General features: G+C 60.8%; 17 protein-coding genes. 5 read left to right on the plus strand and 12 right to left on the minus strand.

The window, feature by feature from the left end; genetic code table 11:
- Positions 1-4: 4 nt before the first annotated feature.
- From purD to HU759_RS04000, 11 genes are all read right to left on the minus strand, one after another.
- The gene (purD, locus tag HU759_RS03950; RefSeq protein WP_186618026.1) at positions 5-1,297 is read right to left on the minus strand and encodes a phosphoribosylamine--glycine ligase; all 1,293 of its coding nucleotides are present in this window, start codon (positions 1,295-1,297) and stop codon (positions 5-7) included.
- A gap of 125 nt (positions 1,298-1,422) precedes the next feature.
- A complete protein-coding gene (purH, locus tag HU759_RS03955) occupies positions 1,423-3,030 on the minus strand; it encodes a bifunctional phosphoribosylaminoimidazolecarboxamide formyltransferase/IMP cyclohydrolase (protein WP_017136749.1) in 1,608 nt (535 codons plus the stop codon).
- Positions 3,031-3,111: 81 nt separating this feature from the next.
- A complete protein-coding gene (gene fis / locus HU759_RS03960; RefSeq protein WP_003221275.1) occupies positions 3,112-3,432 on the minus strand; it encodes a DNA-binding transcriptional regulator Fis in 321 nt (106 codons plus the stop codon).
- Positions 3,429-4,442 carry a tRNA dihydrouridine synthase DusB gene (dusB, locus tag HU759_RS03965; RefSeq protein ID WP_099548135.1) on the minus strand — a complete coding sequence of 338 codons (1,014 nt, stop codon included), beginning with the start codon at positions 4,440-4,442 and terminating at the stop codon, positions 3,429-3,431. The genes fis and dusB overlap by 4 nt, the downstream gene beginning before the upstream one ends.
- A gap of 185 nt (positions 4,443-4,627) precedes the next feature.
- Complete coding sequence (locus HU759_RS03970; protein WP_186618027.1) at positions 4,628-5,842, minus strand: DUF3426 domain-containing protein; 1,215 nt, start codon at positions 5,840-5,842, stop codon at positions 4,628-4,630.
- A gap of 30 nt (positions 5,843-5,872) precedes the next feature.
- Positions 5,873-6,751 carry a 50S ribosomal protein L11 methyltransferase gene (gene prmA / locus HU759_RS03975; protein WP_186618028.1) on the minus strand — a complete coding sequence of 293 codons (879 nt, stop codon included), beginning with the start codon at positions 6,749-6,751 and terminating at the stop codon, positions 5,873-5,875.
- A 214-nt stretch (positions 6,752-6,965) separates the two neighbouring features.
- Positions 6,966-8,327 (minus strand): acetyl-CoA carboxylase biotin carboxylase subunit, encoded by a 1,362-nt coding sequence (accC, locus tag HU759_RS03980; RefSeq protein WP_017136745.1) that lies wholly within the window; start codon positions 8,325-8,327, stop codon positions 6,966-6,968.
- A gap of 17 nt (positions 8,328-8,344) precedes the next feature.
- Positions 8,345-8,806 carry an acetyl-CoA carboxylase biotin carboxyl carrier protein gene (gene accB, locus HU759_RS03985; RefSeq protein ID WP_017136744.1) on the minus strand — a complete coding sequence of 154 codons (462 nt, stop codon included), beginning with the start codon at positions 8,804-8,806 and terminating at the stop codon, positions 8,345-8,347.
- A gap of 24 nt (positions 8,807-8,830) precedes the next feature.
- Positions 8,831-9,286: a type II 3-dehydroquinate dehydratase gene (gene aroQ, locus HU759_RS03990; protein ID WP_017136743.1), complete on the minus strand. Its 456-nt coding sequence runs from the start codon at positions 9,284-9,286 to the stop codon at positions 8,831-8,833.
- Positions 9,287-9,558: 272 nt separating this feature from the next.
- Positions 9,559-11,520, minus strand: a complete 1,962-nt coding sequence (locus HU759_RS03995) for a methyl-accepting chemotaxis protein (RefSeq protein ID WP_186618029.1) — start codon at positions 11,518-11,520, stop codon at positions 9,559-9,561.
- 53 nt (positions 11,521-11,573) lie between these two features.
- Positions 11,574-13,244, minus strand: a complete 1,671-nt coding sequence (locus tag HU759_RS04000) for a PleD family two-component system response regulator (RefSeq protein ID WP_017136741.1) — start codon at positions 13,242-13,244, stop codon at positions 11,574-11,576.
- A 299-nt stretch (positions 13,245-13,543) separates the two neighbouring features.
- Between HU759_RS04000 and HU759_RS04005 the strand changes: the two genes are divergently transcribed.
- The 5 genes from HU759_RS04005 to HU759_RS04025 all read left to right on the plus strand — a co-directional run bounded on the left by HU759_RS04005 (position 13,544) and on the right by HU759_RS04025 (position 18,881).
- The gene (locus tag HU759_RS04005) at positions 13,544-14,611 is read left to right on the plus strand and encodes a DUF2333 family protein (RefSeq protein ID WP_017136740.1); all 1,068 of its coding nucleotides are present in this window, start codon (positions 13,544-13,546) and stop codon (positions 14,609-14,611) included.
- 2 nt (positions 14,612-14,613) lie between these two features.
- Complete coding sequence (locus HU759_RS04010) at positions 14,614-15,150, plus strand: NUDIX hydrolase (RefSeq protein WP_170040358.1); 537 nt, start codon at positions 14,614-14,616, stop codon at positions 15,148-15,150.
- A 194-nt stretch (positions 15,151-15,344) separates the two neighbouring features.
- Positions 15,345-15,716 (plus strand): translation initiation factor Sui1, encoded by a 372-nt coding sequence (locus HU759_RS04015; RefSeq protein WP_012722004.1) that lies wholly within the window; start codon positions 15,345-15,347, stop codon positions 15,714-15,716.
- Positions 15,717-15,928: 212 nt separating this feature from the next.
- On the plus strand, positions 15,929-17,842 hold the full coding sequence (gene speA / locus HU759_RS04020; RefSeq protein ID WP_017136738.1) for an arginine decarboxylase: 1,914 nt from the start codon (positions 15,929-15,931) through the stop codon (positions 17,840-17,842).
- Positions 17,843-18,017: 175 nt separating this feature from the next.
- A complete protein-coding gene (locus HU759_RS04025; RefSeq protein ID WP_170040360.1) occupies positions 18,018-18,881 on the plus strand; it encodes an alpha/beta hydrolase in 864 nt (287 codons plus the stop codon).
- Between the two features lie 8 nt (positions 18,882-18,889).
- Here the strand turns inward: HU759_RS04025 and HU759_RS04030 are convergent, their stop codons facing one another.
- Positions 18,890-19,318 (minus strand): hypothetical protein, encoded by a 429-nt coding sequence (locus HU759_RS04030; RefSeq protein ID WP_177033385.1) that lies wholly within the window; start codon positions 19,316-19,318, stop codon positions 18,890-18,892.
- Between the last annotated feature and the right edge of the window lie 121 nt (positions 19,319-19,439).

Here is a 19,439-nt window from a genome sequence, read left to right on the forward strand (position 1 = left end):
CTGTTCAGTTGTTCTCGCCGCGTTCACGGGCAATGGCGCGATAGCCGATGTCTGTGCGGTAGAAGCAACCTTTCCAGTCGATTTTTGCCGCCAGTTTGTACGCCTGTTGCTGCGCGGCGTCGACACTGGCACCCATTGCGGTGGCGCACAATACACGGCCACCTGCGGTTACAACTTTGCCGTCCTTGAGCGCGGTGCCTGCATGGAACACCTTGCCTTCCAGCGTAGCAGCCGCATCCAGGCCTTCAATCACATCGCCCTTGGCGTAGTCGGCAGGGTAACCACCGGCCGCCAGTACGATGCCGACACTCGGGCGCGGGTCCCACTGTGCTTCAACCTTGTCCAGGGCCTGGGCCAATGCGGCTTCCACCAGCAGCACCAGGCTCGATTGCAGACGCAGCATCACCGGTTGGGTTTCCGGGTCGCCGAAGCGGCAGTTGAACTCGATGACTTTCGGGTTGCCGGCTTTGTCGATCATCAGGCCAGCGTAGAGGAAACCGGTGTACACATTGCCTTCGTCGGCCATGCCGCGCACGGTTGGCCAGATCACCAGGTCCATCACGCGTTTGTGCACGTCGGCGGTGACGACCGGGGCAGGGGAGTAGGCACCCATGCCACCGGTGTTCGGGCCGCTGTCGCCATCGCCAACACGTTTGTGGTCCTGGCTGGTGGCCATCGGCAACACATTTTTGCCATCGACCATCACGATGAAGCTGGCTTCTTCGCCGTCGAGGAACTCCTCGATCACCACACGCGAGCCTGCATCACCAAACGCGTTACCGGCGAGCATGTCGCGTACGGCGTCTTCGGCTTCCTGCAAGGTCATGGCGACGATCACGCCTTTACCGGCGGCCAGGCCATCGGCCTTGATCACGATCGGTGCGCCTTTTTCACGCAGGTAAGCCAGGGCCGGCTCAATCTCGGTGAAGTTCTGGTAGTCGGCCGTCGGGATCTTGTGGCGAGCCAGGAAATCCTTGGTAAAGGCTTTGGAGCCTTCCAGCTGCGCGGCACCGGCGGTTGGGCCGAAGCAATCCAGGCGACGGCTGCGGAACAGGTCCACAACGCCGGCAACCAGCGGTACTTCCGGGCCGACGATGGTCAGGGAAACATTTTTTTCGGCAAAATCAGCAAGCTGCTCAAGGGCCAGGACGTCGATGGCGACGTTTTCGCACTTGGCTTCAATGGCGGTGCCGGCGTTGCCGGGGGCGACGAAAACCTTCTGGACGCGTGGGTCCTGGGCAACTTTCCAGGCCAGGGCGTGTTCGCGGCCACCGCTGCCAATGATCAAAACATTCATTTCAAAACCCTCGTTAGGATGATCGTTCCCACGCTCTGCGTGGGAATGCCTCTACGGACGCTCTGCGTCCGAGGGACGCGGAGCGTCCCTGGCTGCGTTCCCACGCGGAGCGTGGGAACGATCAATCAGTGGCGGAAGTGGCGCATGCCGGTGAAGACCATCGCGATGCCAGCTTCATCAGCGGCCGCGATCACTTCAGCATCACGCATCGAGCCACCCGGTTGGATCACGGCGGTAACACCGGCTTTCGCGGCGTTGTCCAGGCCATCACGGAACGGGAAGAACGCGTCGGAAGCCATCACCGAACCCACGACCTGCAAGCCTGCGTGTTCTGCCTTGATCGCGGCGATACGCGCCGAGTTCACGCGGCTCATCTGGCCGGCGCCGACACCGATGGTCTGGCGGTTCTTGGCGTAGACGATGGCGTTGGACTTAACGTACTTGGCGACTTTCCAGGCGAAGATCAGGTCGTTGATCTCTTGCTCGGTCGGGGCGCGCTTGGTCACGACCTTCAAGTCTTGGCTGCCGATCATGCCGATGTCGCGGCTCTGTACCAGCAAGCCGCCATTGACGCGCTTGTAGTCCCAGGCAGCGGCGCGGTCTGCTGACCACTCGCCGCAGGCCAGCAGGCGCACGTTGGCTTTGGCGGCGACGATGGCGCGAGCTTCTTCACTGACGGATGGGGCAATGATCACTTCAACGAACTGGCGCTCGACGATCGCCTTGGCGGTCTCGGCGTCCAGCTCACGGTTGAAGGCAATGATGCCGCCAAACGCGGATTCAGTGTCAGTGGCGTAGGCCAGTTCGTAGGCCTGGCGAATGCCGCCTTCAGCGTCCGGGCTCACAGCCACGCCGCACGGATTGGCGTGCTTGACGATCACGCAGGCTGGCTTGACGAAGCTCTTCACACATTCCAGCGCGGCGTCGGTGTCGGCCACGTTGTTGTAGGACAGCTCCTTGCCTTGCAACTGGGTCGCGGTGGCGATGCCGACTTCGGCAGGCTTGGCCTCAACGTAGAACGCCGCGCTCTGGTGCGGGTTCTCGCCGTAGCGCATTTCCTGGGCCTTGATGAACTGGCTGTTGAAGGTGCGCGGGAACTGGCTGCGGCCTTCTGTGCTCAGGGTTTCAGCGGCCTGGTTCACGGTGCCCATGTAGTTGGCGATCATGCCGTCGTAGGCGGCGGTGTGTTCGAACGCCTTGAGCATCAGGTCGAAGCGCTGGGCGTAGGTCAGGCCGCCGGCTTTCAGGCTTTCCAATACTTGCGCGTAGTCGCTGGCGTTAACCACGATGGCCACGTCTTTGTGGTTCTTGGCAGCGGAGCGAACCATGGTCGGGCCGCCGATATCGATGTTCTCGATGGCGGTCGGCAGGTCGCAGCCTGGCTTGTTGATGGTGGCTTCGAACGGGTAAAGGTTAACGGCTACCAGGTCGATCGGCTTGATGCCGTGTTCGCTCATGATGGCGTCATCGATACCGCGACGACCGAGGATCCCGCCGTGGATTTTCGGGTGCAGGGTCTTGACCCGACCGTCCATCATTTCTGCGAAACCGGTGTAGTCCGCGACTTCTACTGCGGCCACGCCGTTGTCCTGCAGCAGTTTGAAGGTCCCGCCTGTGGAGAGGATTTCCACGCCAAGGGCTTCCAGCTCCCGGGCAAATTCGAGGATCCCGGTCTTGTCGGAGACACTGATCAAGGCGCGGCGGATCGGCAGGCGGGTGGTCTGGTCGGTCATTTCAATTTCCATCAAAAGCAAAGGAGTCAGCAAAAAAGGCGACCGTTTTTACGCGGGCGCCTTTCTGGTTTGATTGAATGCTTACAGCAAATCGTATTGTTTGAGCTTTTTGCGCAAGGTGCCACGGTTGAGGCCCAGCAGCTCACTGGCTTTGGTCTGGTTGCCCTTGACGTAGTTCATCACGCTTTCGAGCAACGGCGCCTCGACTTCGGAGAGCACCAGGTTGTACACGTCCGTGACGGAAGCGCCCTCAAGGTGGGCGAAATAATTGTGCAGCGCCTTCTCGACACTCCCACGAAGGGTCTGACCTTCTTCGCTCGGCGTGTTCAGGTGCTGTTTCAAATTGACGTTGTCGCTCACGGGTGCTGTTCCACTCACTAAAGTCTCGGTCATCATCGTCATGCGGCCACCCCCTCTCCATCCCCTGTTCCCAGGCTCTTGTCACGTTCGGCGAAGAACTCACGAACGGTGGCGACCTGTGCCTGCGTTTCATCCAAACGATTGAACTGAGCGCGGAATTCCTTGGCGCCCGGCAAGGTGGCGAGATACCAGCCGACATGCTTGCGAGCAATGCGTACTCCCATCACGTCTCCATAGAAGGCGTGCAGGGCGGCCAGATGCTCTAGCAGAATACGTTCCACCTCGATCAACTCCGGTGCCGGCAAGACTTCGCCGGTACGCAGAAAGTGTTCGATCTCACGAAAAATCCATGGCCGCCCTTGGGCGGCCCGGCCAATCAACAAGCCATCGGCGCCGGTTGCGTGCAGCACGCGCCGGGCTTTCTCGGCTGAGTCGATATCGCCATTGGCAAAGACCGGCATCGACACCGCCTGCTTGATCGCGGCAATGGTGTCGTACTCAGCTTCACCTGTGTAAAGGTCGGCGCGGGTGCGGCCATGCACCGCCAGCGCTGTAATCCCGGCCTGTTCAGCGATCTTCGCCACTGTCAGGCCATTTTTGTTGTCCCGGTCCCAGCCGGTACGAATCTTCAGGGTGACCGGCACATCCACTGCGGCGACAACGGCCTGCAGGATCTCGGCTACCAACTGCTCATCTTTCAACAATGCGGAACCGGCGGCCTTGTTGCAGACCTTCTTGGCCGGGCAGCCCATGTTGATGTCGATGATCTGTGCGCCCAACTCCACGTTGGCTCGGGCCGCATCTGCCAGCATTTGCGCATCACCCCCGGCGATCTGCACCGAGCGGGGCTCGGGATCACCTTCGTGGATCATGCGCATCCGCGATTTGCGGGTGTTCCACAAGCTCATGTCGCTGGTGACCATTTCAGAGACTACTAGACCCGCGCCCAAACGCTTGCACAGCTGACGAAAGGGCTGGTCGGTGACGCCCGCCATCGGGGCGAGGATCAAGCCGTTTTGCAATGTGTATGGGCCGATGCGTACCGCCGACATAGGACTTCCCTGTTGTGGGGCCGGATCATTAGAGTTCGAAAAAGGGTTGGCATGATACCCGCTCTCGATGACTGGATAAAGGCTGAATTGGATAAAATCTGAACAGTTATTTCTTTATCGCCGCCGGTTTGGTTGCGCAGCGCAAAGTCAATAATTTGCCGTCAAACCTCAGAACCTGCGCCGGTTCACTCGGGCGAGTGAAAACTCAGGCTGTAATTCACCGCTTTATTGCCTGGGTCAAGGATATCCAGGGAGATGTGGATCGGTGTCTGCGATGGCATTTCGCTGACGCCGGCCAATTCGCCGCTCAGGTATTCGCCGGGTTTGAAGCGACGACTGGCGATCAGATTGCCGTTCATGTCGGCGAAACGCAGTTCCAGCAACGGAAAGGGCTGGGAAAACGTCGCCCGGTTATAGATGATCGCATCCACCACCAGCGCCCCGGCAAACTCCGGGTTGCTGCGCACCACCAGGTTGCTGCTCTTGATATGGGCGATATCGACCCGCGATGGCACCGTGCAACCCAGTGACGGGCACAGCTGCTGAAACCATGGGCGGTAGGCATCCTGGCGGGCCAGGTCGTCGAATTGATACGCGATGTACTGGCCTGCAAGGCCTGCGGCGGCGATCAGCACCAGCAGCATCCAGATCAGGCGGCGGCCCCAACCGGACGGGCGCTTTTGGGCGTAAAGGTGCAGCGGGTCGTCTTCCAGGTCCTGGAGTACGTCATCGTGAACACTTGGCTCGGGGCGCGTGCGCTTGCGACGCGGTTGCGGGCGATCTTCGGGTTCCGGTTCGTCCAGGGCCTGGGTCAAGGGCGTGAACGGCGGGTCGATATCGTCATCTTCATCGTGGGGCGCCGAGCGCAGTGGCGGTTCATCGTCGATGTCGTCAAGGCGAAACGACATGGAGGGTTCGGTGCGCTGGCGTGTCGCAGTGGCCGGCTCTGGCTCTGGCTCATCCTCGGGCGCTGGGGTGCGCTCCTCGGGCGGTTCACTGAACAGGCTGGCGGCCCACTGTTCTTCTTCGGCCTTGGCAGTGCCGCGCGTAGCGCTCAGGGCATCTTCAGGCTGGCGACGGTCAGCCGGTGCCTGACGACGCTCCAGCTTGGCCAGTTCTTCGTCCAGGTCCAGGTTGTCCAGGTCCAGTTCTTCGGCGTTCCACTGCTTCTGGCTGATGGCCCGTGGGGCCTCGGCGGTCGGCTCAGTGGCCTTCTCGGCAACGGCCGGCTGCTCAGGCGCAGGCACCTGGCCGCGCTGCTCCAGCAACTGGCGAGCGGCGTTGAACACTTGCAGGCACGAGCCGCAGCGCACCACGCCGCGGGCCACACTCAGTTGTGCGTGGTTGACGCGAAAACGGGCTTGGCAGTGTGGGCACTGGGTGACGAAACTGTCGGTCATGCGGCCATCCGATTCAGGCAAGCGCTCATTCTAGCGCCGACGACCACTGATGCGTACCCAGCCATCACGGTTGGCGATCGGGTCCAGTTCGAAATCCTTGGCGTAGGCAGCGGCCACGTCTTCGCCTTGCTCGGCGAGGATGCCCGACAACGCCAGGCGCCCGCCCGGCTTGACCAGGCTCGACAGCTGCGGCGCCAACGACACCAGCGGGCCGGCGAGGATATTGGCCACCAGCACATCGGTCTGCACCTGGGGCAAGTCTTCCGGCAGGTAGAGTGGGAATTTGCCTTCAGCAATGTTATTGCGCCCGGCGTTATCACGGGAAGCTTCCAGGGCTTGCACGTCGATATCGGTGCCGACCGCTTCCTTGGCGCCCAGCAGCAGCGCGGCAATCGCCAGGATCCCTGAGCCGCAGCCGAAATCCAGCACGTTGCAGTCGCTCAGGTCCTGGCCGTCCAGCCATTCCAGGCACAGCGCGGTGGTAGGGTGGGTGCCGGTGCCGAACGCCAGGCCCGGGTCCAGCAGCAAGTTGACGGCATTCGGCTCAGGCGCGGCGTGCCAGCTTGGCACGATCCACAGGCGCTGGCCGAAACGCATCGGCTGGAAGTTGTCCATCCAGCTGCGTTCCCAATCCTGGTCTTCGATCACTTCGCTGTGGTGCTCGGGCAGCGGGCTGCCGGTGAGCAGTTCCATGTGGGCCAGCACGGCGGCGGCATCGGTGCCGTCTTCGAACAGGGCCAGCAGATGGGTGTGGGACCACAGCGGCGTGGTATTGAGTTCCGGTTCGAAGATCGGCTGGTCTTCGGCGTCCATGAAGGTCACCGACACGGCGCCGACTTCGAGGAAAGCGTCTTCGTAGGTTTCGGCTTGTTCTGGGCTGATGGCGAGACGGACTTGCAGCCAAGGCATGGCGGGCACCTTTGAAAAAATGAGTGTGCGACGGCTGGGTCGCGAAAGCGCGCAAGTTTACGCGAGCGGCGAGTTTGTGGCGAGCGGGCTTATGTGGGAGCCAGCTCCCACACAAGCCAGCTCCCACACAAGCCCGCACACATGGGGGCGGCGGTGTTCTTGCGGGCCCACAAACAACAAAGCCGCCCGAAGGCGGCTTTGTTGGGTGGAGCACTTACTGGTTGGCCAGCTTGTGTTCCAGGTAGTGAATGTTCACACCACCTTCGCAGAAGCCTTCATCGCGTACCAGATCCCGATGCAGCGGGATGTTGGTCTTGATGCCGTCTACCACGATTTCGTCCAGGGCATTGCGCATACGGGCCATGGCCTCGTCGCGGGTGGCGCCCCAGGTGATCAGCTTGCCGATCAGCGAGTCGTAGTTGGACGGAACCTTGTAGCCGCTGTACAGGTGCGAATCCACACGCACGCCGTTGCCGCCCGGCGCGTGGAAATGCTTGACCAGGCCAGGGCTTGGGATAAAGGTTTTCGGGTCTTCGGCGTTGATCCGGCACTCCAGGGAGTGGCCGTGGATCTTGACGTCGTCCTGGGTGAAGGACAGCACGTTGCCGGCGGCGATGCTCAGCATCTCCTTGACGATGTCGATACCGGTGACCATCTCCGAAACCGGATGCTCTACCTGCACACGAGTGTTCATCTCGATGAAGTAGAAGCGGCCGTTCTCGTAGAGGAACTCAAAGGTACCGGCGCCACGGTAGTTGATGTCGATGCACGCCTTGACGCAGCGAGCCAGTACTTCCTGGCGCGCGGTTTCGTCCAGGCCCGGTGCCGGTGCCTCTTCCAGTACCTTCTGGTGACGACGTTGCAGCGAGCAATCGCGGTCGCCCAGGTGGATGGCGTGGCCCTGGCCGTCGGACAGTACCTGCACTTCCACGTGACGTGGGTTGGTCAGGTACTTCTCCAGGTAGACCATCGGGTTGCCGAACCAGGCAGCCGCTTCGGAGCGGGTCTGCTTGGCAGCTTCGATCAGGTCTTCTTCTTTGTGCACCACACGCATGCCGCGACCACCACCGCCACCGGCGGCCTTGATGATCACCGGGTAACCGACTTCGCGACCAATGCGCAGGGCGGTTGCCTCGTCTTCCGGCAGTGGGCCGTCGGAACCTGGAACGGTTGGCACGCCGGCTGCGATCATGGCGTCCTTGGCCGAAACCTTGTCGCCCATCAGGCGGATGGTTTCGGCTTTAGGGCCGATGAAGGCGAAGCCGGATTTTTCCACCTGTTCGGCGAAATCGGCGTTTTCCGCGAGGAAGCCGTAGCCTGGGTGGATGCCATCAGCGCCGGTCACTTCAGCGGCCGCGATGATGTTCGAGACTTTCAGGTACGAGTTCGTGGCCAGTGGCGGGCCGATGCAAATGCTTTCGTCCGCCAGTTTCACGTGCATCAATTCGGTATCGGCCGTCGAGTAAACAGCGACGGTCTTGATGCCCTCTTCCTTACAGGCGCGCAGGATACGCAGCGCGATCTCGCCGCGGTTGGCGATCAGGACTTTTTGCAGTTTCTTCGCAGGTTTCAACATCGAAGGCGCTCCGCGGTTCAAACGATGGTGAACAGCGGCTGGTCGTACTCAACCGGCTGACCGTTTTCTACCAGGATGGATTCGATGACGCCGGCTTTTTCAGCGGTGATGTGGTTCATCATTTTCATCGCTTCAACGATGCAGATGGTGTCGCCCACTTTCACGGTTGCGCCGACTTCAACGAAGGCTGGCGAGGTCGGTGCCGGGGTGCGGTAGAAAGTACCGACCATTGGCGACTTGACCACGAAGCCGTTCAGCGCAGGCGCGGCTGGGGCGGCAGGTGCAGCGGCAGCAGCCGGGGCGGCGGCAGGTGCGGCAGCCGGAGCAGGTGCTTGCATCTGTGGCGCGTAGAACTGTTGAGCCGGGGTCTTGCTGTGGCGGCTGATCCGTACGGACTCTTCGCCTTCCTTGATTTCCAGCTCGTCGATACCGGATTCTTCCAGCAGTTCGATCAGTTTCTTAACTTTACGGATATCCATGAATCATCAACTCCCAAGGGTCGGTCAGGGGCGCTTGGCCGGTTGTTCAAGTTGTTCCAGGGCGGCCTCCAGGGCCAGTCGGTAACCGCTGGCGCCAAGGCCGCAGATCACACCTACCGCTACGTCGGAGAAGTAGGAGTGATGGCGGAAAGCTTCGCGTTTGTGCACGTTCGACAAATGCACTTCGATAAATGGGATGCTCACCGCCAGCAGCGCGTCACGTAATGCAACACTTGTATGCGTAAAAGCGGCGGGATTGATCAGGATAAAGTCCACGCCTTCGCCACGCGCGGCATGGATGCGATCAATCAATTCGTACTCGGCATTGCTTTGCAGGTACAGCAAATGGTGGCCGGCTTCACGCGCCCGGCGTTCCAGATCAAGGTTGATCTGTTCCAGGGTCACCGCCCCGTAGACACCCGGTTCACGGGTACCGAGCAGGTTCAGGTTGGGTCCGTGAAGAACCAGTAAGGTCGCCATCGGCTGTTCCTTGTTATTGATGTGGGTGCGTCAGAACCCGGCGACTATGCCGCAAAGCCTTTGTGACTGTCCAGTTCTATGCAGTAGGCGGCACGATTAGCGATGATTGCGCAAAATTTGTGACTGTGAGGCTGGATTTGGTCAGTGATTGATCGTTCCCACGCTCCGCGTGGGAATGCCGCCCCGGACGCTCCGCGTCCCGCTCTAAAGTCGTGACGCGGAGCGTCACAGGATGCATGACCACGCAGAGCGTGGGCACGATCTCGATCGCATTAAACGCGAAACGCCTGCACGGCAGTGTTCAGTTGCCCACCCAGTTCCAACAGATGCTCACCCTGGCTGCGGCCTTGGCCGATTCGCAGCAGATTATCCTCGCCCAGCTGGTGAATCCGCTCGCTGTTGTCACGAATCTCACTGACGGCGCCACTCTGCTGCGCGGTCACATCGGCGATGCGCACGGCAGTGTCGGAAATGGTCTGGATCGCCCCGACGATTTCATCCAGCGCGCCGTCGGCCGCCTGGGCCTGCTGGGCGGTGGCTTCGGCGTGTTCGACCTGCGCGCGCATGCCCTGCACCGACTGATGGGCGGCGCTTTGCAGGCCGGTGATCAAACCCTGGATTTCAGCGGTGGCGCCCGCCGTGCGCTGGGCCAGGGTGCGCACTTCGTCAGCCACCACGGCAAACCCACGCCCGGCTTCCCCGGCGCGCGCAGCCTCGATGGCGGCGTTGAGGGCCAGCAGGTTGGTCTGGTCGGCAATCGAGCGAATCACGGTGAGCACGCCGCCGATGGTGGCGGATTCTTCCGCGAGTTTTTCGATCATCTGCGCATTTTGCTGCACTTCACCCACCAGTGCGTGCAAGCCGGTGAGGCTCAGGCCGATCACCCGTTGGCCCTGTTCCACGGCCAGGCCTGCACTACGGCTGGCACCGGCGGCCTGGCTGGCATCGCCGGCCACTTGCTGAATGGTGGCTTCCAGCTCGCCCAGGGAATCGCGGATCTGCGCGGTATCGCCGGCCTGACGCTCGGCCCCGTCGTGCAGGCCGCTGCTCAGCTCGGCCAGGGCGCGGCTGCTGCCGGCGACTTGTTCGGCATTTGCGCGAATGGTGCCCACCAGGTCCACCAGGTAAGCGCGCAAGCGGTTCAGCGAGGCTTCAATATCGTGCAGTTCGCGGTTGGTCTTGCCCAGCGCAATCGGCTGGCTGAAATCACCTTCGGCCCAGGTCGACAGGGCGGGCGCGAGGTTGGTCAGCACCCGCGCCAGGCGCCGTTGCAGGGTGTCGATCAGCAGGGCAATCAGCAGGATCAGGCCGATCATCACGCCTTGTAACAGGCGAACTTCGCCCTGGATCCTGGCGTGTTGGGCGCGTACCACCGGCTCCAGGCCGGAGATGGCCTGTTGCACGGCGGCGATTTTTAAATGAGTGGCGGCGGCCAGTGCGGTGCGCTGCTGGATTTGCTCGCGGGTACGCTTGAGTTCGGCGGGGTAGCGGGTCAACAGGCTGTTGAGTTCGCGCTTGAGGTCGACCCCGATGTCCTGAACTTCGGCTTTCTCGCTGTTTTCAAGGCCCATCATGGCGGAAAAATCATCGGCGCTGGATTCACTGCTGGCCTTGACACCAAGCAATGGCAACCCCGCCAACACGTCGGCCTGAGTGCGGATACTGGCGACCTCGCGCTCCACGTCATCGGCCAACTCCGCGCGCCCGCTGCTGACCAGTTTGTCGCGGGCCAGGGACAGTTTGCCCAGGTGCTGGGACGCGGCCAGCAAGGGCGGCAGGTAGCGAGCGGCGTCTGGTGAGTTGACGCCCGTGGCGTATTGGCTCAGTTGCTCAAGGTTCGCGCCCAGCTCACGTTCGGCTTGCAGCAACAGGGCTTGCGGGTCGCCCGCCAGTTTGCCGGCGGCGAGCAGGTCGGTTTTGCTGAAGGTGTCCAGATCCACCAGGCTGGGGCGCAGGTTTTGCCCAAGTTCTGCCGGCAATTCGTCAAGGTGCTGCAACAGGTTTTCCAGGCTTTGACTGGCGCTGCTCAAACGCAGGGCATCGCCGCTGGAGAGGTAATCATCAATGTTGCGTGCGGCCTGGTTCTGAAAGGTCTGCGACAGGCCCAGGTAGCGTTCCATCAGCAGATAAGGCCGTTCCAGCGCACGTTGCGACCACCATAGCGTCGCTCCAAGGGCCAGGCACACGGCCACCAGCAGAAGGGTATTGAGATTGGTCAGCAGCTTCAGGCGCATGCGTGGTTTCAACCGACAGCAAAAGATAAGTGCCTGAAGTTATTGCGTTTCCATTACAAAGTTATGACGGATTCGGTGGATTCCGGTGAAAAGGTGGCACTTTGCTTTGATGTACGAGCGGCTTGCACGCGGTTGCGTCCTGCGTCCTTGGCGCGGTACAGCGCCTCGTCGGCCTGGGCAGCCATCATCAGGCTGTCGGAGCCGTCGCACAGCTCTACCAGCCCGGCGCTGAAGGTGCACCATAAATCCTGCGGCTGGGCCGGATAGTGAATTTCGGCAAAGCGCCCACGGATTTCGTCCAATACCTTGCAGGCCGACTCCAGGTCGGTGTCGGGCATCACGATGGCGAACTCTTCGCCGCCGTAGCGCCCGATGTAGTCGGTCTTGCGCAGGCGTTGCTTGAGAAACAGCGCCAGGCTCTTGATCACGCGGTCGCCCATGGGGTGGCCGTGGCTGTCGTTGACGCGCTTGAAGTGGTCGATGTCGAGCATCGCAAAGCTCAGTGGCTTGTTCTCGCGGCGGGCGCGGAAGCTGCAGTCTTCGAGCAATTGCAGGATATGGGTGTGGTTGTACAACCCGGTCAGGCTGTCGCGCACCATTCGCGCCTTGAGGTTACGGGCACGGGCGGCTCGGTTGCGCACGGTGGTGATCAGGTGGCGCGGCTTGATCGGCTTGGTGAGGAAGTCGTCGCCGCCTTCGCTCATGGCGTCCAGTTGTTTATCCAGGTCGTCTTCGGCCGACAGGTAGATGATCGGCACACTGACGTAACGGTCGTTGTGGCGAATCACCTTGGCCAGTTCGGTGCCGGTACAGGCAGGCATATACATGTCGAGGATGATCAGGTCCGGCTGGAAATCCGCCAGTTCGGCCATGGCCTGGATCGGTTCGATCAAGGTGCGCGTGACGATGCCGGCGCTGTTGAGCAGGCGCTCGGTGTGCAGCGCTTGTGCCCGCGAGTCATCGATGATCAGCACTTTATAAGGTTCGTACTGCGCGACGCAGGTCAGCACTTCAATCTTTTCCAAGAGGCTCGACGCTTCCAGGGTGCCGGTGAGGAACTCCTGGCCACCGGCGCGCACGGCGGCCAGGCGCGTTGGCGTGTCGGTTTCGTGCAAGCTGAAAAACAGCAGTGGCAGCTTTTGCTCGAGGCCTTCCTGGGCTTCGGCGGCCAACTTGAGGCCCAGGCCCGCCCCGCAGAAGTCCACATCCATCACAATCGCCGACGGCAGGCGCTCGGCGAGGGAGGCACGAAACGCCGGCACACTGTCCAGGGACTGGGCGCTCATGCCAAAGAATTCCAACTGCTTGGCCAGGCGTTCGGCGCGGTCGTGATCGGCCAGCATCACGTAGATGGGCTTGCGCATCGGCGGCAGTAAGGTTTGTTCCAGCTGATCACCCTGGCGCAGACCGGTGCGGGACAGGCGTTGCATCAGGCGGTTGAGTTCGGTGATGACCTGGCTGCTCAGCCGGCCGCGATTTTCGTCCACCACCTTGAGCGATTCGCCGATGTGTCGTGCCAGTTGGCCGTGTTCCGGCTGTTCGAAACGCTCGGCAAAGCGCAGCAGGCGCAGGTTGGCTTCGCTGAGTTCGGACAAATCGGTGTTCGACCATTCGCTGCGTTGCAGGCGTTGCCAGATCTCAAGAATTTGACGTGCCTGATGAATTACCCGCTGGGCAAAATGGTGCTTGAGACGCTCACGGCTGGGGTCTTCTGGCTCGGTCATATCCTGACTACTAGTGAGGGTGCATGCTGAGGTCGACTGATGGCTCTATGCTAGCACCTCTTTTCTGTTGCATGAGTGTCATACGTCAATTAAGTGCAAGTCTTGGGGATTCAGTTACCGACCCAATGGTCACGCTGCGTAAAAAGCGTGCATCCTTTATAGTCGAACGTCTCCCACCTGCCACTTTCGGTTAAAAGCCCCGCGCCGATGGGCACGATGGGGTAGGGTTGTGGTCGGAGTGTTTGACCGCACCCGGACAATTGACGTGCATGAACTCAAGTGATTGAAAGGATATCGCCATGCTGGACTGGAAAAACCGTGCAGGCAGTGCCAAAGGCCCCGCCCCTGAGCCAAAGTCGACCCAACGCGGCTACTTTCGCAACCTGCTGATGAGCAAAGCGCTGCTCAGCGTGCTGGCCTTGTACCTGTTGGTCACCGGCGGCCTGGGTTGGTACTGGAGCGAAGAGCCGGCGCTGTTCCCGGTCCAGCAAAACGCCCAGCTTGCCGCCGAGAAGGAAGGCAAGCAGATGGTGATTGGCTACACCACCGTCGAAACCCTCAAGACCGTGGTCGGCACCTTGCTGAACAAGCCTGGTGGCTACATTTCCAACGACCGTTTCCCGCCAGGCCTGTGGATGGATAACATGCCGAGCTGGGAATATGGCGTGCTGGTGCAGGTGCGTGACCTGACCCGCGCCTTGCGTAAAGACTTCGCCCGTTCACAGTCGCAGTCGGCTGAAGACGCGGACCTGGCCAAGGCTGAACCGCGCTTTAACTTCGACAACAAGAGCTGGGTGCTGCCGTCCAGCGAGTCGGAATACCAGGAAGGCATCAACTCCCTGAGCCGCTACGAGGCACGACTGTCCGACCCGAACCAGAAGGGCGCGCTGTTCTATGCCCGCGCCGACAACCTGAACAACTGGCTGGGTGATGTCGCCACGCGCCTGGGTTCGTTGTCGCAACGCCTGTCGGCCAGTGTGGGTCGGGTGAAGCTCAACACCGCACTGAAAACCGAAGCCCTGGCGCCGGGTGAAGTGCCGCAGGTCGATGAAGAAGTGGTGGAAACCCCATGGATGCAGATCGACAACGTGTTCTACGAAGCCCGTGGCCAGGCGTGGGCCTTGTCTCACCTGTTGCGCGCGATTGAAGTCGACTTCGCCGACGTGCTGGCCAAGAAAAACGCCACCGTCAGCGTGCGTCAGATCATTCGCGAGTTGGAAGCCTCGCAGGAGCCGGTGTGGAGCCCTATGATTCTTAACGGCAGTGGCTTTGGCATCCTCGCCAACCACTCGTTGGTCATGGCCAACTATATTTCCCGGGCAAACGCTGCAGTGATCGACTTGCGTCAGCTCCTCAACCAGGGGTAATGATGGACGCTTCTCAAAAGGAGGTCGCACACCGTGTGGCCTCTGATGCTGAACTGATCTGCTGGGTGGACGAGCAGGACAACCTGCTCGGCGACCTTGTCAGGTCCGACCTGCGCCAGCGCGGCCTGATCGGCCGTTGCACCTTTATCTTCCTGTTCAACTCCGCCGGTGAACTGTGTGTGCATCGACGCACCCTGAGCAAAGCCCTGTATCCCGGCTTTTGGGACACGGCGGCAGGTGGCATGGTGGCGGCGGGCGAGACCTACGCGGTTTCGGCTGCCCGTGAGCTGGAAGAGGAACTCGGCGTGGGCGGTGTGGAACTGGTCGAGCACGACCACTTCTACTTTGAGGAGGAGGGCAGCCGGCTGTGGTGCAAATCTTACTCGGCAGTCTGGGATGGCCCATTGCGCTTACAGCCCGAGGAGGTCATGGAAGCGCGGTTTCTGCCCATTGAAACGGTCCTGCAGGAAGCTCAACAAAAGCCTTACTGCCCGGATGCTCAAGAGGGCTTGCGGCGCTATCTGGCCTCACGTCGCTAAAGTTGCATAAATTGGCGCTATTTGGCTCTTAGCAAGGCGGCTTTTTGCCGTTACACTGCGCGCCTTTTCACCCGAACCGCCTTGGCGTTTCGGTAGCGCTGCCCCTGCCTGAGTGGGGCTTCGCGGTCGGTAAGCTGCCTTTTGTAACGAGAGCCGGGTTCCGATCAGTCTTTGTCCTCCCAAGAGGATTGCCGGTGGCCAAAAAAGCCGCATCCTTCGCCGCCCTTGGTGGCCTGGTATTTTCCACCGACGCAGGTCGACACTGCCCGGACTGTCGTCAGCCCGTGGATTCGTGTACCTGCAAACAGACCCTGATCCCTGAAGGCGACGGCATTGCCCGCGTACGACGCGAGAGCAAAGGCCGTGGCGGCAAGACGGTGACTACCATCACTGGCGTGCCTTTGGCTGAAGAAGCCCTGAAGGAACTGGCTACCACGCTGAAAAAGCGCTGTGGCACCGGTGGCGCGTTGAAAGACGGTGTCATCGAGATCCAGGGCGATCACGTCGAGTTGCTGTTGGCCGAGCTGATCAAGCTGGGTTACAAAGCGAAGAAATCCGGCGGCTAGCAGCCTCTGTGAAACCCACCCCGATGGCCCTTTGCTGAACGCAAACTGTCGTCTCCATGGTTTTCACAGAGCCTGTTCCTGACCGGTGTCTAAACTCTGTCCTGCGAGTGGGGTCTACCTTCCTTACAGGCAAATCGTCATTTTCATTCTTTAGACTTCGCCAGCCTTGCAAGAAGGGCGTGGTGATCTTCGACTTTATATAGGGGACTTCGATGTCCGTACGACGCACACGCAAAGACGATGGCAGCCAATGGACAGTTGCGGACAGCCGCAGTGTTTATGGGATTCGCCATTGGGGGGCCGGATATTTCGCGATCAATGATGCCGGTCGCGTTGAAGTCCGTCCGAACGGCCCGAACAGCACGCCGGTTGATCTCTACGAGCAAGTCGACGAGCTGCGCAAAAGCGGCCTGTCCTTGCCGCTGCTGGTGCGTTTCCCCGACATCCTGCAAGACCGTGTACGCCAACTGACCGGTGCGTTCGATTCGAACATCGAGCGCCTGGAATACCAGAGCAAGTACACCGCGCTGTACCCGATCAAGGTGAACCAGCAGGAAGCGGTGATCGAGAACATCATCGCCACCCAGAACGTGTCGATCGGCCTGGAAGCCGGCTCCAAGCCTGAGCTGTTGGCCGTGCTGGCCCTGGCGCCGAAGGGCGGCACCATCGTCTGCAACGGTTACAAGGACCGTGAGTTCATCCGCCTCGCGCTGATGGGCCAGAAGCTTGGTCACAATGTGTTTATCGTGATCGAGAAAGAATCCGAAGTCGGCCTGGTGATCGAAGAGGCTGCGAGCCTCAAGGTCAAGCCGCAGGTTGGCCTGCGTGTGCGTTTGTCGTCGCTGGCGTCGAGCAAATGGGCCGACACCGGTGGCGAGAAGTCCAAGTTCGGTTTGTCGGCGGCGCAATTGCTGTCGGTGGTCGAGCGCTTCCGCGCTGCCGGCCTGGACCAGGGCATCCGCCTGCTGCACTTCCACATGGGTTCGCAGATCGCCAACCTGGCCGACTACCAGCACGGGTTCAAGGAAGCCATTCGTTACTACGGCGAACTGCGCAACCTCGGCCTGCCGGTCGACCACATCGACGTGGGCGGTGGCCTGGGCGTGGACTACGACGGCACGCACTCGCGTAATGCCAGCTCGATCAACTACGACATGGACGATTACGCCGGTGTAGTGGTGGGCATGCTCAAGGAATTCTGCGACGCGCAGAGCCTGCCGCACCCGCACATCTTCTCCGAAAGCGGCCGCTCCCTGACCGCCCACCACGCCATGCTGGTGGTACAGGTCACCGACGTTGAAAAACACAACGACGACGTGCCGCAGATCGAGAACAAGGAAAGCCTGCCGGAAACCGTGCAGTGGCTGGTGGACCTGCTGGGCCCGACCGACATCGAAATGGTCACCGAGACGTATTGGCGCGCCACTCACTACATGAGCGACGTGGCCACCCAGTATGCCGACGGCAAGCTGACCCTGGCGGAAAAAGCCCTGGCCGAACAGTGCTACTTCGCCGTGTGCCGCCGCCTGCACAACTCGCTCAAAGCCCGCCAGCGCTCGCACCGCCAAGTGCTGGACGAGCTCAACGACAAGCTGGCCGACAAATACATCTGCAACTTCTCGGTGTTCCAGAGCCTGCCGGACACCTGGGCGATCGGCCAGGTGCTGCCGATTCTGCCGCTGCACCGTCTCGACGAAGAGCCGCTGCGCCGCGCCGTGCTGCAAGACCTGACCTGCGACTCCGACGGCAAGATCAAGCAATACGTCGACGAGCAGAGCATCGAGACCAGCCTGCCGGTACACGGTTTGAACGAAGGCGAAGATTACTTGCTGGGCATCTTCCTGGTGGGCGCTTACCAGGAAATTCTCGGTGACATGCACAACCTGTTCGGTGACACCGATTCGGTGAACATCTACCAGCGTGAAGACGGTTCGGTGTACAGCGCCGGGATCGAGACTCACGACACCATCGAAGACATGCTGCGCTACGTGCACTTGTCGCCGGAGGAGTTGATGACGCACTACCGCGACAAGTGCGCCAGCGCGAAGATCAGTGCCAGCGAGCGTACGCAGTTCCTGGATGCGTTGCGTCTGGGGCTGACGCGTTCGTCCTACCTGTCCTCGTAAGTACACTGCTCCCACCAAGATCTTCAAGTAACAGAGATCCAGTGTGGGAGCGGGCTTGCCCGCGATGGCGGTGTATCAGTCCGCACATTCAGGGCTGACACACCGCTATCGCAGGCAAGCCAGCTCCCACATTTGGATTTTCGTTTGGTCGTACCTTCTGTGTGAGGTCTGAACGATGTCGAGCAAATGGCTGCAAGCGTTAACCCTGGCAGTCGCCGCATTCCTCTCGGCCTGCTCGCCGATCAAAGTGCTCAACGCACTGACCCCTTCCAGCACGTTCACCAAAACCTCATCGATTGCCTACGGCCCCGACCCGCGCCAGAAACTCGATATTTACCGTCCCGTCACTGCCTTGCCCAATGCCCCTGTCGTGGTGTTTTTCTACGGTGGCAGCTGGAACAGCGGCTCCAAGGATGACTACGGTTTCGTCGGCGAAGCCCTGGCTTCACGCGGCATTGTGGTGGTCATCGCGGACTATCGGCTCTACCCGCAAGTGCGTTACCCCGCTTTTCTCCAGGACGGCGCCCAAGCGGTGGCCTGGACTCATCAGCACATCGCCGAATATGGCGCCGACCCCAAGCAGCTCTACCTGATGGGCCATAGCTCCGGCGCGTACAACGCCTCGATGCTGGCGCTGGATGCGCGTTGGCTCAAAGAAGTGAACCTGTCACCCTCGATGCTCAAGGGCTGGATCGGCCTGGCCGGGCCTTATGACTTCCTGCCGATTGAAAACCGCGATGTGCGCCCTGTGTTTTTCTTCCCGGACTCACCGCCCGATTCCCAGCCCATCAACCACGTCAGTTACGACGCTCCACCAAGCCTGTTGATCGCCTCGGTGAGCGACACGCTGGTCAACCCCACGCGCAATACGGGCGGGTTGGCTAACAAGCTGCGTGAAGCGGGTGTGCCAGTCGAGGCGTTTTATTTCACCAGAACCAGCCACGCGACATTAGTGGCGTCCATTGCCAAGCCATTGCGCTGGCTGGCGCCGGTGCTGGATCGGGTCACGGCGTTTATTCGCTCCACTCCAGGCCAGTGAGGCTGGCTTTACCGGATTATCAGTGTGTACTGCGCTGAGCTCTCGGGGCTGGTTTCCTCCAGCGCTACAGACTGCAGCGTGTTTTGCGCTGAAGGGCTGACTGTCAGACTAGCGCTATTGTCCATCAGTGTTCGACCCTGGGGTGGCAGCGTCGCTCTTATGCCTTGTTGTGTCACGAAGAAGTGGAAATCCGTTTGATTCCAAACCTCCACGCCTTTCTGGATGGCGGGCTGCGCTGGGAGTGTTGACGGAGCGTCGTCCAGTTTGAGTGTCCATTCGCCCGTGTCCGGAGTGACGGGGGGAACCTGAACGGACGGCTCGGCGACGGCTTCGGCAGGGGGCTTGGCTGGTTTCTTCTTGGACGAGCGAATAACAGCGGCGGCGATCAATGCGACCACTATCAACGCGCCGATAAGCAAGTAGGTGTTGTTACTCATGTGGGTTCTTCCTTGAGTGCAATAAGATCGCAGCCTTAAGCTGAAGGCTCTTCAGCGGCGATCTCCATTCAACGCCGGAAAGTCGGGTTTGTAACCTGTGAGAACTGACAGGTTGGCTCCC

It is taken from the genome of Pseudomonas sp. OE 28.3, from assembly GCF_014268205.2.
GTDB lineage: Bacteria > Pseudomonadota > Gammaproteobacteria > Pseudomonadales > Pseudomonadaceae > Aquipseudomonas > Aquipseudomonas edaphica.

What these genes read in the sequence shown, in the direction of transcription:
- purD (WP_186618026.1), bottom strand. Translation starts at nt 1,297, where the DNA reads ATGAATGTTTTGATCATTGGCAGCGGTGGCCGCGAACACGCCCTGGCC.
- purH (WP_017136749.1), bottom strand. Translation starts at nt 3,030, where the DNA reads ATGACCGACCAGACCACCCGCCTGCCGATCCGCCGCGCCTTGATCAGT.
- fis (WP_003221275.1), bottom strand. Translation starts at nt 3,432, where the DNA reads ATGACGATGATGACCGAGACTTTAGTGAGTGGAACAGCACCCGTGAGC.
- dusB (WP_099548135.1), bottom strand. Translation starts at nt 4,442, where the DNA reads ATGTCGGCGGTACGCATCGGCCCATACACATTGCAAAACGGCTTGATC.
- HU759_RS03970 (WP_186618027.1), bottom strand. Translation starts at nt 5,842, where the DNA reads ATGACCGACAGTTTCGTCACCCAGTGCCCACACTGCCAAGCCCGTTTT.
- prmA (WP_186618028.1), bottom strand. Translation starts at nt 6,751, where the DNA reads ATGCCTTGGCTGCAAGTCCGTCTCGCCATCAGCCCAGAACAAGCCGAA.
- accC (WP_017136745.1), bottom strand. Translation starts at nt 8,327, where the DNA reads ATGTTGAAACCTGCGAAGAAACTGCAAAAAGTCCTGATCGCCAACCGC.
- accB (WP_017136744.1), bottom strand. Translation starts at nt 8,806, where the DNA reads ATGGATATCCGTAAAGTTAAGAAACTGATCGAACTGCTGGAAGAATCC.
- aroQ (WP_017136743.1), bottom strand. Translation starts at nt 9,286, where the DNA reads ATGGCGACCTTACTGGTTCTTCACGGACCCAACCTGAACCTGCTCGGT.
- HU759_RS03995 (WP_186618029.1), bottom strand. Translation starts at nt 11,520, where the DNA reads ATGCGCCTGAAGCTGCTGACCAATCTCAATACCCTTCTGCTGGTGGCC.
- HU759_RS04000 (WP_017136741.1), bottom strand. Translation starts at nt 13,244, where the DNA reads ATGACCGAGCCAGAAGACCCCAGCCGTGAGCGTCTCAAGCACCATTTT.
- HU759_RS04005 (WP_017136740.1), top strand. Translation starts at nt 13,544, where the DNA reads ATGCTGGACTGGAAAAACCGTGCAGGCAGTGCCAAAGGCCCCGCCCCT.
- HU759_RS04010 (WP_170040358.1), top strand. Translation starts at nt 14,614, where the DNA reads ATGGACGCTTCTCAAAAGGAGGTCGCACACCGTGTGGCCTCTGATGCT.
- speA (WP_017136738.1), top strand. Translation starts at nt 15,929, where the DNA reads ATGTCCGTACGACGCACACGCAAAGACGATGGCAGCCAATGGACAGTT.
- HU759_RS04025 (WP_170040360.1), top strand. Translation starts at nt 18,018, where the DNA reads ATGTCGAGCAAATGGCTGCAAGCGTTAACCCTGGCAGTCGCCGCATTC.
- HU759_RS04030 (WP_177033385.1), bottom strand. Translation starts at nt 19,318, where the DNA reads ATGAGTAACAACACCTACTTGCTTATCGGCGCGTTGATAGTGGTCGCA.